Origin of the sequence: Roseburia sp. MSJ-14 (assembly GCF_018918225.1) — a bacterium.
Classification (GTDB): domain Bacteria; phylum Bacillota; class Clostridia; order Lachnospirales; family Lachnospiraceae; genus Petralouisia.
Map to the genome: position 1 here is coordinate 1 of NZ_JAHLQD010000042.1, position 16112 is coordinate 16112.

At 35.6% G+C, this 16112-nt stretch carries 16 protein-coding genes and 1 tRNA gene; 2 read left to right on the forward strand and 15 right to left on the reverse strand.

What is annotated here, in order from left to right:
* Positions 1 to 452: 452 nt before the first annotated feature.
* The 3 genes from KQI83_RS12675 to KQI83_RS12685 all read right to left on the reverse strand — a co-directional run bounded on the left by KQI83_RS12675 (position 453) and on the right by KQI83_RS12685 (position 2120).
* Positions 453 to 540, reverse strand: a tRNA-Ser gene (locus KQI83_RS12675).
* A 172-nt stretch (positions 541 to 712) separates the two neighbouring features.
* Positions 713 to 1264, reverse strand: a complete 552-nt coding sequence (locus tag KQI83_RS12680; protein ID WP_075722047.1) for a Fe-S-containing hydro-lyase — start codon at positions 1262 to 1264, stop codon at positions 713 to 715.
* 10 nt (positions 1265 to 1274) lie between these two features.
* Positions 1275 to 2120 carry a fumarate hydratase gene (locus tag KQI83_RS12685; RefSeq protein ID WP_216558694.1) on the reverse strand — a complete coding sequence of 282 codons (846 nt, stop codon included), beginning with the start codon at positions 2118 to 2120 and terminating at the stop codon, positions 1275 to 1277.
* 153 nt (positions 2121 to 2273) lie between these two features.
* On the opposite strand from KQI83_RS12685, the gene KQI83_RS12690 reads away from it, so the two are divergent.
* Both KQI83_RS12690 and KQI83_RS12695 read left to right on the forward strand, forming a co-directional pair.
* Positions 2274 to 3212, forward strand: coding sequence for a DUF2268 domain-containing protein (locus tag KQI83_RS12690; protein WP_216558696.1), 939 nt, complete (start codon positions 2274 to 2276; stop codon positions 3210 to 3212).
* Positions 3187 to 3954, forward strand: coding sequence for a MerR family transcriptional regulator (locus KQI83_RS12695; RefSeq protein WP_216558699.1), 768 nt, complete (start codon positions 3187 to 3189; stop codon positions 3952 to 3954). Before KQI83_RS12690 ends, KQI83_RS12695 begins: the two co-directional genes overlap by 26 nt.
* 31 nt (positions 3955 to 3985) lie before the next feature.
* Here KQI83_RS12695 and KQI83_RS12700 read toward each other — a convergent pair whose 3' ends face one another.
* The 12 genes from KQI83_RS12700 to KQI83_RS12755 all read right to left on the reverse strand — a co-directional run bounded on the left by KQI83_RS12700 (position 3986) and on the right by KQI83_RS12755 (position 15926).
* Positions 3986 to 5506 carry a DUF4153 domain-containing protein gene (locus KQI83_RS12700; protein ID WP_216558701.1) on the reverse strand — a complete coding sequence of 507 codons (1521 nt, stop codon included), beginning with the start codon at positions 5504 to 5506 and terminating at the stop codon, positions 3986 to 3988.
* Positions 5481 to 5711, reverse strand: a complete 231-nt coding sequence (locus KQI83_RS12705; protein ID WP_075717692.1) for a helix-turn-helix domain-containing protein — start codon at positions 5709 to 5711, stop codon at positions 5481 to 5483. Before KQI83_RS12705 ends, KQI83_RS12700 begins: the two co-directional genes overlap by 26 nt.
* Before the next feature lie 21 nt (positions 5712 to 5732).
* Positions 5733 to 6212 carry a DUF2975 domain-containing protein gene (locus KQI83_RS12710; RefSeq protein ID WP_216558704.1) on the reverse strand — a complete coding sequence of 160 codons (480 nt, stop codon included), beginning with the start codon at positions 6210 to 6212 and terminating at the stop codon, positions 5733 to 5735.
* 128 nt (positions 6213 to 6340) lie between these two features.
* Positions 6341 to 6928 carry a cytidylate kinase-like family protein gene (locus tag KQI83_RS12715; protein WP_216558706.1) on the reverse strand — a complete coding sequence of 196 codons (588 nt, stop codon included), beginning with the start codon at positions 6926 to 6928 and terminating at the stop codon, positions 6341 to 6343.
* 2 nt (positions 6929 to 6930) lie between these two features.
* Complete coding sequence (locus KQI83_RS12720; RefSeq protein WP_216558729.1) at positions 6931 to 8301, reverse strand: MATE family efflux transporter; 1371 nt, start codon at positions 8299 to 8301, stop codon at positions 6931 to 6933.
* Positions 8302 to 8575: 274 nt separating this feature from the next.
* A complete protein-coding gene (locus KQI83_RS12725; RefSeq protein ID WP_216558709.1) occupies positions 8576 to 9451 on the reverse strand; it encodes a putative ABC transporter permease in 876 nt (291 codons plus the stop codon).
* A 90-nt stretch (positions 9452 to 9541) separates the two neighbouring features.
* On the reverse strand, positions 9542 to 10606 hold the full coding sequence (locus KQI83_RS12730) for a hypothetical protein (RefSeq protein WP_216558713.1): 1065 nt from the start codon (positions 10604 to 10606) through the stop codon (positions 9542 to 9544).
* A complete protein-coding gene (locus tag KQI83_RS12735; protein WP_216558715.1) occupies positions 10584 to 12806 on the reverse strand; it encodes a PEP/pyruvate-binding domain-containing protein in 2223 nt (740 codons plus the stop codon). The genes KQI83_RS12730 and KQI83_RS12735 overlap by 23 nt, the downstream gene beginning before the upstream one ends.
* A gap of 15 nt (positions 12807 to 12821) precedes the next feature.
* Positions 12822 to 13730, reverse strand: a complete 909-nt coding sequence (locus KQI83_RS12740) for a prenyltransferase (protein ID WP_216558718.1) — start codon at positions 13728 to 13730, stop codon at positions 12822 to 12824.
* A 17-nt stretch (positions 13731 to 13747) separates the two neighbouring features.
* Positions 13748 to 14269, reverse strand: a complete 522-nt coding sequence (locus KQI83_RS12745) for a CDP-archaeol synthase (protein WP_216558721.1) — start codon at positions 14267 to 14269, stop codon at positions 13748 to 13750.
* A gap of 53 nt (positions 14270 to 14322) precedes the next feature.
* A complete protein-coding gene (locus tag KQI83_RS12750) occupies positions 14323 to 14676 on the reverse strand; it encodes a diacylglycerol kinase (RefSeq protein ID WP_216558724.1) in 354 nt (117 codons plus the stop codon).
* A 74-nt stretch (positions 14677 to 14750) separates the two neighbouring features.
* Positions 14751 to 15926, reverse strand: coding sequence for a hypothetical protein (locus KQI83_RS12755; RefSeq protein WP_216558727.1), 1176 nt, complete (start codon positions 15924 to 15926; stop codon positions 14751 to 14753).
* Positions 15927 to 16112 lie beyond the last annotated feature (186 nt).

Sequence of the window (16112 nt, forward strand, 5' to 3'; positions counted from 1 at the left end):
GAGCCAGGATCAAACTCTCTAAAAAAGTTTTTCCTAACCAGAATCTTTTCTGGCTTACTGTTTTAAGGTCGCATCTTTTGATGCTGTCCTGCAAAAAATTCTGTCAGTTCTTACTGACTCTTCCGCCTTATCAGGCGAAAACTCTTAGAATCTTTCAAGGTTGTTTCACTGTTCAGTTATCAAGGTTATTTCTTTTTGCTGTCTCAAGCGACAACTTCTATATCTTATCACAGTCATTCGCTTTTGTCAACAACTTTTTTATTTTTTTGAAGTTTTGTATTTTCAGACTGTTTTCTCTGATACAAAGTTCTTCATGTTTTTGCCGCCGTTTTCAGCGGCGAAGATTATAATATCACGTGTTACTTCTTTTGTCAATAACTTTTTAGGATTTTTATTTTTTATCCCTCGTGATAGAAAAAGCTTTCAAAATAAAATTATTTTGAAAGCTTTAACGGAGAAAGAGGGATTCGAACCCTCGCGCCGGTTACCCGACCTATACCCTTAGCAGGGGCACCTCTTCGGCCTCTTGAGTATTTCTCCGAATAAGACTATTTTCAAAATATGAAATTGTCTCCTGCGTCGTGACGCATACTATATATTACTAAAAGTCATAGCTTTTGTCAACGGTATTTTTCAATCTTTTTACAAGTTTTTTATTTCTTTCCTATTTATGTATGTTTCTTCTATATTATACGCAATACCTGCAATTATGTTATAGGGAGGCATATTCTTTTATTGCAGTTTCATAAAGATTATTTCCTTCACTGTCCACTACCACGATAACCGGAAAATCTTCTACTTCCAATTTCAAAATTGCTTCTGCACCTAAATCTCCATAGCAAACCAATTCTGATTTTTTGATACATTTAGAAAGAAGTGCTCCTGCTCCACCTACTGCCGCAAAGTAAACTGCCTTATTGCGAACAACTGCATCTATTACTTCCTGGGTTCTTTTTCCTTTTCCAATCATTGCCTTCTGCCCCAGGTCTAAAAGTCTTGGAGCATATTTGTCCATACGGCTTGCTGTAGTTGGTCCTGCGGAACCGATAGGTCTTCCTTCTCTTGCCGGAGATGGTCCCATGTAATAGATTGTTGCATCTTTAATAGGAAAAGGAAGCTCTTCTCCCTTATCCAATACTTCCATTAATCTTTTATGCGCTGCATCTCTTGCTACATAGATTGTTCCATTAATATATACATAATCTCCGGATTTTAAATCCTTTGTTACTTCTTCTGTAATAGGTGTTGTAATGTGTTTATCCATAATGCCCTCCTTATACTTCTCGAACCACATGACGGTTTACATGACAACAAATATTGATTGCTACCGGAAGTCCTGCGATGTGTGTAGGATAAGTATTGATGTTCACTGCCAAAGCTGTAGTAGTTCCTCCTAATCCTCCCGGTCCGATGCCAAGGCTATTAATCTTTTGCAACATTTCTTCTTCTAAGTCTTTTACATATGGTATATTCGAGTGTTCATTTACAGGTCTGGTTAATGCTTTTTTTGCCAAGAGTGCTGATTTTTCAAATGTTCCACCCACGCCCACTCCGACTACCATTGGCGGGCAGGCATTTGGACCTGCATCTTTTACTGCTGTAAGAATTGCATTTTTGACACCTTCAATTCCATCTGCCGGCTTTAACATAAAAACGCGGCTCATGTTCTCACTTCCAAATCCTTTTGGAGCCAACGTAATTTTCACTTTATCCCCCGGTACCATTTCATAATGAATAACTGCAGGCGTATTGTCCTTAGTATTTTCCCGAATAATAGGATCTCCCACTACAGATTTACGAAGATATCCTTCTGTATACCCCTGACGAACCCCTTCGTTAATGGCATCTTCTAACACTGCTCCTTCAAAGTGAACGTCCTGTCCGATTTCCATAAAAATGACTGCCATTCCGGTATCCTGACAAATTGGAATCATTTCCTTATCTGCAATTTCAAGATTTTCCTGAAGCTGATTTAAAATCTTTTTTCCTAACGATGCTTTTTCTGTATCAACTGCTTTTTTTAATGCCTCGTCCATATCTTTGGAAAGATAATGATTTGCTTCGATACACATTTCTTTTATGTTCTTTGTAATATCTGAAGTGGAAACTGTACGAATCATGATTTTTCTCCTTCTCTGTTAAAACAAATGTCTTTCTTTATTATAAAGTTCTTTTCAAAAACGGTCAATCGGTATAAAATATATTTTACTATTGAGTATGACGCAACGTCATAGTGTATAATCCAATTATCAAAAGAAAAGGAGTACACTAAAATGAATTCAATTGTTGTAAAAGCTATTCGCTCTGACAAAATTTATAAAAAAATTATGGATGCGCCAATCGAAAAAAAGGATGATATCTACCGCTATGAATTAATGCAACCTTTTGAGAAGAAATGGGCTGTGTATCACTGCCCATTGAAAGCAAAACAGCCAAATGGATATGATGTGGTTATGGCAAGCGGAATGTTGGGTTATCTGCCACCTCAAAAAATAGATGCTTCTTCTAAAGAATCCATAACACTTCTTGGCAATGATGACTTTTGGAATCGCTGTCAAAATTCTATTGAAAAGTCTTTCGATTGCTTTTTAGAAGCAGGTTTTGATTTGCCTATAAAGGAATATTTATTTACAATTGTACTAGCTGACCCTAAAAGCCCTTATTCCATTATGAGTAATAATTACAGTGGTGACGGCGGAATCCCGGGGTATATTTTTGGTTCTCTTGTTCCTTCTGAATATACCATGTACCGTTTACCTGCTGCATTAGCTCATGAAACCAATCATAATGTCCGTTTTCAATTTGAAAAATGGACAAATGATATTACACTTGGTGCTTATATGATATCAGAAGGATTAGCCGAAAATTTTGCAACCTCTATTTACGGAGAAGAAATGTTAGGACCATGGGTCGCAAAAACAGATGAACAGACCTTGAACAAATACATAAAACCACTTATGAAAGATGCACTGAACGCTCAGGGTTTTGAAAATATCTCCGCTTATATGTATGGAGACGAACTGGCTAAAATGCAAAATTTCTTTCCGGTAGGTCTTCCTTATTGCGCAGGATATGCTTGCGGCTATTACTTAATTAAGTACTATTTGAAAAAAACCGGAAAATCTATTGTCGAGGCAACCCTTACTTCATCACAAGAGATTTTAAATGAAACAGAGGAATTTTGGAATGAAGAAACAATATACAGTGAATGAACTTGCAGTAATTTCAGGAGTAAGTGTACGAACCCTCCACTACTATGACCAAATCGGATTGCTGCATCCAATGCGTATTGCAGAAAACGGATATCGAATATATGGTTCAAAAGAAGTGGATCAACTTCAACAAATACTTTTTTATCGCGAATTGAAAGTGCCTCTTAAGAAAATTAAAACTATCATGAGCACACCTGACTATGATAAAGAGAAGGAACTTGAGACTCAGTTAGAAAAACTATTACAGCAGAAAGAGCAGATAGAGCTTTTGATTAACAATGTAATAAAAACTATCCGTACCCTAAAAGGTGAAACTGTTATGAGCGATATAGAAAAATTTGAAGGATTTAAACAGAAACTGATTGATGATAATGAAAAAACTTACGGAAAAGAAATCCGTAAAAAATATGGTGATGAACTTATTGATGCTTCTAATGCCAAAATAAAGGATATGAATCAGCAACAGTGGCAAACTACACAGGAATTGAGTGAACTGATTAATGAAACATTAAAAGAAGCTTTTGAACAAGGAGACCCTGCCAGCGAAATAGCCCACAAGGCTTGTGACTTGCATCGGCAATGGCTCTGCATGTTCTGGAAAGAAGGCACCTATTCCAAAGAAGCACACAAGGCTCTTGCAGAAGGATATGTTGCAGACGAGAGATTCACTGCTTATTATGATAAAATTGCACCGGGATGTACAAAATTTTTCCGAGATGCCATTCACATTTATTGTGAGTAATTTTCTATAAAGTAAAAGAGGAGTACCCCGGCTATTTGCCAAGGTATCCCTCTGCTACTTTTACTGCCTGATATTCTGACAAGTTAAAGGTTCTAATATTCAAATCCGTATTTTCTTCTATTTCCTTCAGATATCCTTCAACATACCGCCCATTGTTGTAATCATACTCATAATCAACCTCTGCAAGTGCCGGAGCTGCATCCAAAGACAAATTGCATAGATAAGAAACATCTTCGTATTCTAACTGGTCTCCCATCTGGGAAATATTATATCTGGCAATCCAGTAATCAAAGTGACTGAAGGAAAGCACCAAATAGAATACTGTCACCACTGCCACCCCAAATCGAAACATAGGAAAATTTTTCTTCCAGATACTCCACATAACGCCTGCCAACAAGACTACTAAAAGTGCCAAAAACCAAAGCACCAGCATTCTTAAAAAAGTCAAATGATAACAGGAAATATATAAAATCATCCGATAAGCACTAGAAGCTATCATAACATAAGTGCAACCTGAAAATACCATTAGTATCGTTTTTAACCAACGATTCATTTCAAACAGAGACATACAGCAAAGCACCAATATTAGATTAAAAATGCATAAAAACAACAACTGAAAAAATCCCTGATGTGCATACTCTGCATAAGTATAGCCCTCTGGCAGCATCATTCCGCCACTAAAAAGAAAAACAATCTGGATGATACTGAATATCAAATATATTATTGTTATCATTACGGTAAACGTAATTGCTATGATAGGATTTTTCTTCTCCCTTTCTTTCTGATAATCTGGCATATTATTCAAGGTCAGCGCAGATAGGAAGGTATAGATTCCAAAGAATCCAAGCAACATTAATGCTACAACCAAAACTATATTTGGTGAAATCACTATATTTTCCCACAGAACTTGAAAAGCACTTCCAATATAATCGGAAAAAATAGCATCGGCACTATTCAATAGTACAACGACAAAAATTAACATAGGAAATCCAATCAAAACGCCCGTAACAATATATTTTGTATTCGCATTTTTTTGCTCTGTTACCCGCTTTCTTCGGATATATTTTCCCAGATTGGAAAATGGCGCCGCTATCTCCGGAATCATGGACAAATATAAAAATAGTACGTTGCCGATATACCTTCCCAGATTCCACTCGTTTTTCGAATAGACTTGCTGCACCATGAAAACAGTGATTAACAGTAGGATTCCCACCGTATTAAAAAATATAGTAAACAAGTTTGTGGTGAACATAGTACTGATTCCAAGCAAAACAATTGGTACTATATAATATAAATTTTCTGTTTTCCATAGAATCCCTGATTTTTTTAAGAATAATCCACAAATAATCAATGTCCCAACTGTGATAAGTGGAAAAGTCAGACTTGCATAATTTTTATAAAATGCCACTGTAAAACCAACACTATAAATTAGTGCAGCTATCAGAAAAAATCCTGTATTATGTTCCAGTACTGCATTTTCCGGTCTATACCTCTGTTCCATTGTTTCAAACAGTGGTTTTATTTGATTATTTTTCTGCTCCATTGTCTCCATCGTCATCCCTCCATTCCAGAATATCTCCCGGCTGGCATTCCAATGCTTTGCATATTTTATTCAGAGTATCTACTTTAATGGCCTTTGCCTTTCCATTTTTCAGTATAGAAATATTTGCCATGGTAATTCCTACTCTCTCTGATAATTCCGTCACACTCATTTTTCGCTTTGCCAACATGACATCAATATTTACGATAATTGCCATTCTCTTCACCTCATTTTACTTCTATATGGTAAGCTCATTCTCCTGCTGAATCTCTGCCGCTTTTCGCACTAAATGAGAAAGTGCTGCTGCAGCTACCGTTACTGCAACTCCGATAAAAACTACAATCAGAGATATCAGAAAAACTCCCGGATGATTCATATCAATTACCATAAATACAACATTAGCGACAAAAAAATATAAACTGTCCAGTGCTGCCAATATAGAAATATTTTTTAGGTACTCTGCATTTTCCATGGAAAATGAATTATCTTTTCCAATCTCATTGGAAATCTTCCATCCAAAATATAGTCCCCAGTAACACGGGATTGCTGAAACCAAAGCAACAGCTAACCAGGGGAAATACCATGATGTATATTCCGGCCTAGCATCTACTAAATCTCTTCCCAATATAGGAATGATGTATAGATAAATAAACGCTCCACAAATTCCCATTCCTCCAATAATTGCTTTTAACCATTTACTTAAACTTTTCTGGCTCATAAAATGCCTCCCTTATTTTTCCTTATTTATCCATAGCATACTACTAAAAATACAAAAAGTCAACATATATTTATCGTTTTACAATAAATATATGTTGACTTTCATTGTTTTATACTTGTATTTCAATATTATTTTACTAAATCACAAATAATCTCAATGCACCTATCATAGCCGATATCACTGCTGTTGAGACAGATACTATAATTACCGGCTTCGCCCCACTTCTGTTCGGTATAATATTCATAGTGTACCCGACGTTTTTTGTTGGTTTCTTTCATTAATTTGTGTGCTTCTGCTTCAGAAAGATTATGTAGTTGCATAATTCTGGCTGTTTTTTCTTTATCATTTCCGCATACAAAAATATTCAGGATGTCTGTTCTATCTCGTAAAATAAAGTCGGCACATCTTCCTACAATGACACATGGTCCCTTTTCTACAGCTTCTAAAATTACTTCCCGCTGCATGGAATCCATATAATCTCCCAAAGATGCTCCGGCACTGTTTCTTCCAACAAAGCTATAAGCAAAATGATTTTTAATAGGTGCGCCTTCTCCTACCTTTTCAATATATTTCTGGGAAAGTCCTGTTTTCTTTGCTACCTTTACAAGAATCTCTTTATCATAATAATCCATGCCCAGTTGTTCTGCAATTTTTTCGCCTAAATATCTTCCACCGCTACCAAATTCTCTACTAATTGTAATAATTCTTTTACTCATATTTATCCCTCCAATACTTCAATTTTATTTTTGCGAATTCTTCTCATAAAGAAATATGCAATGATAACGGTTACGATTTCTGCGATTGGGAATGTACTCCATACAAGCCAAATCATATCCATGGAATTCTGTTTTACAATTTGTGCAAATCCCCATGCCACCGGAATTACAAATAAAAATTGTCGACATACAGAGAGAACCAGTGATTCTATTCCACTATCCAGCGCCTGGAAAATTCCCTGATATGCAATATTGGCTCCGGCAAATATGAAACTGATGGAAATCACACGCATTGCGCTGATACAAAGTTCTTGTGTCTCTCCGGATAATCCAAACACTGCTGCAAATGGATTTGCAAATATTTCAATGATTGCCAGTCCAATACACATAATCACAAGAGTATACATCATACCATACTTAATTCCAGCTGAAACACGAGACTTGCTCTGCATTCCATGATTGAATGAAACAATGGGTGTAATGGCATCTCTCAAACCAAATGCCGCAAACAGAATAAACTGCTGAATCTTATAATATAATCCATAAGCAGTTACTGCTGCTTCTGAGATACCACCCAGTATAATATTAAGTCCGTATGTCATAACAGACATCAACGCCTGTGCAATAATAGCAGGAAGTCCAATGGAATAAATTCCCTTAATAACTTTTCTATCCGGCTTCATATATTTTATACCATTGGTTATTTCTTTGTTATATTTCAAATGGAAAATCAATCCCAGTAACATGGAAATAATCTGTCCGATTACGGTAGCATATGCTGCACCTTTTACACCAAATTCCGGCACTCCAAAATATCCATAAATAAAAATTGGATCTAAAATCATATTTGCCACTGCTCCACCAATCTGTGCGGTAGTAGAAAGATAAGAACGTCCTGTTGCCTGTAATAATTTCTCAAATATAGAGAAAAATACAATACCAAAAGAAATAATACAACAAATAGACAAATATTCTACAGCCATATCTTTAATTAATGGATTCTTGGTCTGGGTATTGATATATGCCTTTACTCCAAATACTCCGAATAGCAAGAATACAATATAGATAATAAATGCTAAAAAGATTGCATTTCCGGCCACTTTACTTGCTTTTTCCTTATTACCTTGTCCAAGACTTTTTGCTAAAAGTGCATTAGTTCCTACTCCAGTTCCGATTCCAATAGCAACCATCAGCATCTGCACCGGAAATGCCAGTGTCAATGCATTCAGTGCTGCCTCTCCATTTGTCTGCATGTTAGATACAAAGGCACTGTCTACAATATTATAAACTGCCTGTAGTACCATAGATAAAATCATAGGAATTCCCATGGATAACATCAGTTTGTTTACCGGGACTGTTCCCATTCTACTCATTGAGTCTTCTTTTTTCACTTTTTATTGACCTCCTCTTTGTTTAACTCATGAACAGCTAGCTCATAAGCAGAATAAATAGTCCGTTTACCGGACTATTTCGCGCTCGAGCGGTGCTGTTTACAGCTAATTTCATCTCCGCGAGATGCGCTTTTATTGCGAAGCGCTTTTTTGTTTTGTGCTGTTTTTGCACAAAACAAAAAAGCGCAAATCCATATCTGGATTTACGCTTTTCGCCACTCGACGCCATTATTTTATCAAATTATTTTTCAAAAAGTCAAGATTTTTCTGCTCGTTTTTCTTCTTTCTCTTCTTCTAAGTACTTCTTCAGCTTATTGAAAGCCTCTTCGTGTCCTTTGGCTTTCATAGCAGGGAATGCACGCATTAAACGCTTTTCACCAATATTACGTTTTTCCAAGGCTTCCTTATATTTTGCCTGAAGCTGGAGAAATTCTTCTCTTCTCTCTTGCTTCCGTTCTGCCCTCTTTTCTTCATGCGTTGCCCTTGCATGTTCAATGTTTTCGCTCCATTGCTCGCTTTTTTCTATGACAGTGGTAACACCTTCATAGATATTTTCCCCGATTTCATCTGAAACCACCTTAAGTTTTACAGCAAGCTCATCTAACATCTTAAGATGTGCATTGAACTTAAGTATCGTACTTACAGTAATTATCAAGTCTACTGCAAAGGCAATACATAATATCACTAAAATTATCGTTCCCGGAAGTTTTGGAACTATTTTTATCACTTTGTAAATGCTAGGATGTATCACATCCATAATTAAGGTACATGCAATTCCCCACAGAATGGAGAATTTCAAACACACATATCCACAAATATTGAAATGTTCATTGGAATAATCCCACCATTGGTTGTGGAACAGTTTTTCTAACAAAAATCCTGTAATAAATTCAATTATACTGGTTAATAGAAAAGACCCCGCAAACAGGATAAGGAAATTTTCCTTTAATGGAGTCAACACCACAATTACCACTAATACGCCACAGCCATAAACCGGACACACCGGTCCATTTAGAAATCCACGATTCACAAATTTTCCAGTGTCTAAGGCTGCATAAGCCACTTCTGTACACCATCCTAAAAATGCGTAAATTACAAATATCCAAGCTACTTCATAAAATGATACCGGCATATTTTTCCTCTTTTCTATCGTTAGTTTTTATTTTCTTCATTATAACAAGAGTAACCTGCATTTTCCAGAAGTTTCTTCGCATTTTGATTATTACAACTTCTTATGAAACAGCACATATTCATACTTTTTATCTACCAGGTCCTTAAAATATCCTCCCGTAACTTTTTTCCCATGAATCAGTGCTCCTATAGACGGTATCTGGCTTTCTCTCATTTTCTCCAGAATTTTTTCACTTAATGCTGTTCCCAATCCAAGATGCTCTTCCTTCACACCTAAATACAAATGCACATATTCCTTTGGATGCTTTTTCTCCCATAAAATCTTTATTAGTTTCATTGGGGTAATACTACCGCAGATGTTGTTGGAATAATTCGGCATGGTAATAAAGAATCCTACCGGCTCCTGACCTTTATATGCCAAATAAACCATATCAAAATTCAGTACCATTTTCAGACTGGAAAAAATATTGATAAACTCCTCCTGAGTAATCTCCTTATAGGTCGGAAACCTAGCATACAATGTATTTATTAGCTCATAAATTTTCTTAATATCTGTATCAAAATTTTTTACACACAAACTCTCTATCCGATAACCACTTTTCAACATTTCTTGAAGCCTTTGTTCATATTTTTTGTTAGAATAATTTTTATCTACCACATGAAAATGGTTGGAAAAATACTGTTCTGCTACTACAAAACCTGCTCTTTGAAACAGTTCAAAATAGTAAGACTTATTGTAAGGTTCGCAGGCATAAGGTCTTTCGAAATGATTTGTTTTTAACCGATACTTTATCCAAAAGGATGCATCTAAGGGGCCTGTTATTCCTGTAAATCCACGGGTTCTGCAAAATTTTTCTACCTCTGCAAAAAGTAGATTGCTTGCTTCCATATTATTTACACTCTCAAAAAAACCAACATAAGCCGTTTCATCATTTGGATAAACCGTAACCATACATCTGGATAACGGCAGTCCTTTTTCATCTAATACAACAAAACCTGTCGTCTCAAAATAATGGGATAACACATGGTTTCCTTCTAATAATTCTGTTTCTGTTTTCGGATTATTGGTTCTTTCTTTTTTGGAATATATCTTTTCCGGCAATTTTATAAACTTCTTTATGTACTCTTTTTCTTTATGAAATACAATTACTTTCATCTTGTATCGCCTCTTTTTCCAGACGTGTAATTACTCCGGTATCACCGTTCACTCTGACAATATCACCGCTTTTTAGCTTTGTGGTAGCTTCTTTTACAGAAACCACTGCCGGCTTATGCAGCTCTCTTGTTACAATAGCTGTATGAGATAGCAAAGAGCCCTTTTCTGTAATTACACCTTTTGCATTTTGAATAAGAAATACCCATCCCGGGTCTGTGGTTTTTGTTACCAATATTTTATCCCTACAATCCATAGAAATCTCCGGAGAATCGATTACCATGACTTCTGCCTCTACCACGCCGGAAGAACAAGGAATCCCTTTCCATTCCATAGACATTGTGGAAGGCACATAGTTATTTACGTTCATGGGAGCTTTATCAAAAACATTTTTTTCAAAAACAAGTCTTGTATATGCCGGTAGCTTCTCATACATTTTATAAGTTATTTTTCTCTGCTCTATTAGGGCAATCATAGGCTTATTTTCTTTTATACTTTTCTCGATTTCTTCAAAATACAACCAGAAAACATCCTCTTTTTCTACAATAAAATTCCGCTCTACCATTTCTTCTGCCACTTTATAGAATAATTGTCTCACCATTCCATAAATACGGCTTCGATTCATTCGTGACAATTCTCTATTTAAAATCCCCTTCTTTGCACGCTTTACAAAAAATCCTTCTTTTTCTATCTCTTGCGGCTTAGCTGATATTACTGCTGATGTTTTAGATTTTAACTGCCTTTCTACATATTCATCTAACTGCTTCGGATTAGTGCGAATGGTCTTTGTTTCCAATTTTAATTCTTCCAGGCAACGATCACCATATGCTTCAATATAAGCCTTTCGTTCTGCCTGATATTCCTGACTTTCCATGCCCTTTTCCTTGGCAGTATTTATCATTTGTTCCAAACACTGCAATGGCTTTAAGCTTTCTAACTGCTTTATATGATATATTTTCTGCTCACTTCTGCGCTTTGCCAAGGCGGTATAAAGAAAAGCGTACATATCATTTGCCAGGGTAATCCCCCATTTTGCACCCAAATCTTCTGCCAAATCATTATATAGTAAAAATAATTCTTCTGTGTTTTCCGCCTTTTCTAACCTGTTCTGGTATTCAGGCAGCTTTTCCGAAAAATATTGATTTAGCGCATCCATCTTCTTTGGAGTGCTCCATAATAGATGAAAAAAGTTCTTTATAATCTTTATCTTTTCTAATCTGCTTATGGATGTTTTTGCATTCTGTGGAAACTGCTTGTGATCTACTCCTAACATTTCCTGCCAAATAGGAATAATCTTTTTTGAAAAAGGAAGAATATTAAGTACCTCATACCAATTATCGATTCGATAATAAATTCTTCCATTTGCAGTATCTACCATGTTCTTTAATGTTTCATCCAACTGCAACTGTATTTTCTCACTATCGTTTAGCAGTTTGATGCAGCTTGCAAATACCAGACTATATACTTCCTTTACAAAACTTTGGGTAAGCGGAAGACTGATTCCCGGATAACTTTCCACAATGTTGCTGTTATCCAGAATGATCTTGTGCTGCTCCTGAGTAATAGTAGTAATTGGACGTGCCTGCAGAATGAATATTTCTTCTCCCCGGATTGCATATTCAATATCCATAGACTGCTGAAAGATTCTTTCAATCTTCTTTCCGGTATCAAAAAGCTGATTCACCTTATCCTCTGATAAAATAGGGGAATCCTCTTGTACTTCATAATAACATTGTCCATCATCCTTGTTACAGTAGTAGGCAGTAGTAGGTACTTTATCTTCTACTACTTGATTTCCCAAACCTTTTCCTGCTACCAATACCATTTCATTTAAAATTCCCTGTGGATTGACGGTAAATAATACTCCTGATACTTCCGCGGTTACCATTTCCTGTATGATGACATGCATTTTTCCGCTTTCTTGGATAGAATGAGCCTTTTGATACTTCTTCATCTGCTCTTTTGCGTCGCTTAGTACGGTATCCACTGCATTTTTTATCTCATCCCTTTTTACAGATAATATCGTTGTAAACTGTCCGGCATAAGAATATTCCTTTCCGTCCTCACCGGAAAATGAGCTGCGCACCGCAAATAATTCTTCCTTAGAAAAACTCAAATCAATTTCACCGGAATCACTTACACAAATAAATGTAGGAACCTTTATTCCATTTTCTATCAATATTTTTAGATTTTTACTCTTCACAGAAGATACCTCGCTCTAGAAAAAGTATATTCTTCCAAAGTACAAAAATACCGGAATCGTAATAAGCATAATTGTCTCCTGAATATAGGTATATCTCTCTACCTTATCCACAATTTTGTATTTTTCCGGATCTTTTATAAACGTCAAGAACCGTTCTGTCATCCATGCAACGTTGATAACCAGAAGAATCACTGATAATGTACTTAAATTCCATACCAGAATAATATTTGTAACGATATCCACCAATGTCAGAATCAGTACAAAATAAACCGGTTTCTTATATCCAAATAATTTGGAATACGTCACATACTCTGTTTCGTCCTTCGGAGCCCTTATTTTTCTGGACACTTCCCATATCAACGCCGGGAAATAAAGGGTCAGCAAAGCTAATGCATTGATTAAAGTAAAAGGCTCTAAATCATACTTAATACAGGTAAAAGATATAATATAAAGATTCAAAATTAATTGCACCGGGTTGTGCGTTACCACCGCAAGAAGCAAGCTTTTTTGAATCTTATGCTTCATAAAAAACCAGATTGCCATCAAAGAACCATAGGTATACAAAAAGACAAAAAATCCGAAATTGTTCATAAAAATAAAATTAATGATTGTTGTAAAAGTAATCAATATCGCTGCCAGCGTAATAATGTCTTTCTTTTTTACCCGTCCGGAAGGCAGCGGTCTTTCCGAAAACAACCGACAATCTAATTCGTAATCCTTCAAATCATCCGCGATACGAAGCCAGAACAAGAAACTGAATACGGTAAATCCACCTACTACTTCCTGAACACCAAGATGAAAGTCTGTAATCCCATTATTCAATAAGATAATAAAATAGATTTCTCCAAATACAATAAACCCAAGCAACAATCTTGGAATCACCGGATACATTTCCTTACTATAAATCCATAAACGTTTTAACATTTTTTCTCCCTCTTCCCTTATATATTTTTTCGTATTTTTAAAGAAAATAAAATTAAATTAACACTAATATGGGTAATTCCCCCCAGCAATACAAATTGAAAATAGGTATCAATTCCTATAGGGGCTACCATTGCCAGTACCAATCCTACGCCAAACATAGAATCTATCTGGTCTATGATAAAAAATGCAATTCCTTTTATTCCATTGGCTGTCTTTCCTGAAGCAATATTGATACGCCTCTTTACAAAGCTATTTGGTAGTTCACATATCATATAAGCAAAGCCGAACCCAAAGCCCAAGCAAAGATTATACCAAAAAGAATTGTCATGGAGCTGGTACACCATATTTCGCTCTTCCAGATGAAGTTGTGCACATGCAATTCCCCAAAGACATTGAAAAATTCCACCTAAAATTACCATAGACCAGAATCCAACCATTGTCTTGTTATCGCCAAAGATTCTTTTTCCATCTTTTAAGCATTTTCCCTTGTCCAGAGGCTTTGCATATTTTTTATAACATGGGGTTTTTGTGAAAATCATATTTCCGATACCTGATAGAATAACAGGCACAAATGTGATATACATATTAAGAATCATAGCAGCTTACCTATCAGCACAATTCCCTGGATTAGAAAGAAACCTATTCCTGCAACTAATACGGCTGCCGCAGCAATGTCCTTGGTATCTTCTATTCCGGGATGATACTGTGTTTCTACTGTATCTGATAATCTCTCGATGGCAGTATTCACATATTCTAACGCAAATACCAGTATGGTACTTCCCACAAAGAGACAATAATCGTATTTATTGGATTTTAACAGTATATTTAAAATTAGAAAAATAGAAGCGATTCCAACATAATATTTAAAATTCTTTTCTGTTTTTACCGCTTTTACAAGTCCCCTTATGGCACATTTTATACTGTCAAGAAATGTTTTGTTTTTCATTATGACCTCCACATTTTCCTAAATATGAGGTAATTCTACTTTATAATGTTAGGAAAGTCAAGTTGTCGTATAATCTATTTCTGCTGTAATTCTTCAAAATTTTTACCGAAAGTTTCTTCCACTGTCTGATGTTTCGTCACTACCTCAATCACATCCTCTAAAGAATAGTTTTCTACTAGATAATTGATAAATAATTCATAATAAGGATAATTATAATTTTGAATGGCTATTTCTAATCCATATTTTTCTATATTTTCATGAACATAAATATCATTAAACAAGGTATGATTAAATTCTTTTTCTTCCATGGAACCACCTGCACTTTTATATAATTCCAGAATTTTTTTAGCTTCTTCTGTATCTGCACTTTCTAACATTTTTGCTAACACAAAAAAATAATCTACATCCTTATAGCTTTTAATGTCTACACCACAATATTCTTCTACCTGAAGTGCTCCATAACATGCGATTTCTTCTCCAAACCATATATCTTCTGTTGTCTTTTCCTCTTGCTCCGGTTGGGTCCACAAATGTGTTAACTCATGTAAATGACAATATAAAACATAGGAACTATCAATTATTATTTCCGACTTGCTTACATCTGTTTCTCCGCCTAATACCTGATAAATATTATTTTGCTCCTCAATTCTATATTTTGCTCTACGTTCCAATGGAAGTAAGTCTGAATTATCTGCTTTTTTCAAACTATCATAAAGTTTTTGTGCTCCATGTTGGTTATTGTAAAAGAAACGCTCTACGTTTTCTACATTGCTCATGAAATACGTATTGTCTTCTTGTAACTTAATTTCGTAATCAGCATATTTTCCGGATGCTGTAATTCCTTTTTCATATTGATGTGATACTCCTACTGAAATGTCATAAATTCCTTCATAAGGATAATCATATTGCTTCGTTACACCGATAGAGGCAAGCCAATCATTTTTTTCTTCTGTTAAATCTCTTTCATTCAAGCTCTCTGACAGCTCATTAATGTCTTCCGTTTTCTGCTTTCTTTTCCAATAATCATAGAAAGATGCTGCTGTATCCCTGGCTATCTGAATTTCTTCCTCTGTACAAAGTTGTGACAAAAATCTGGTGTCCGCAAGTCCTAAAATCCCCATATTTTCAGCATTTTCGTAATAATTGGCAAGTTCCTTATTACGATGATCCATTGATTTTTCATCATTTATTGCTTCTGCAATAATTCCATAAGCAAGCCAATAGCTTTTTATGCTAGTGGATTCTTTCACATATGTTGCTAAGTATTCTCCTTTTTCTACCTGTTTCTTTCCGGTAATTATACTCTTATTTGTTACATAGTGTCTGCTGATTAAACTGCTTCCAGCTCAAAATCAGCAGATTGATGTGTTAATAGTTCCAGCAGCCATAAAAATGTAAAAAGTATCCGTGACTGTATCTTGAACAGATTCGTCACA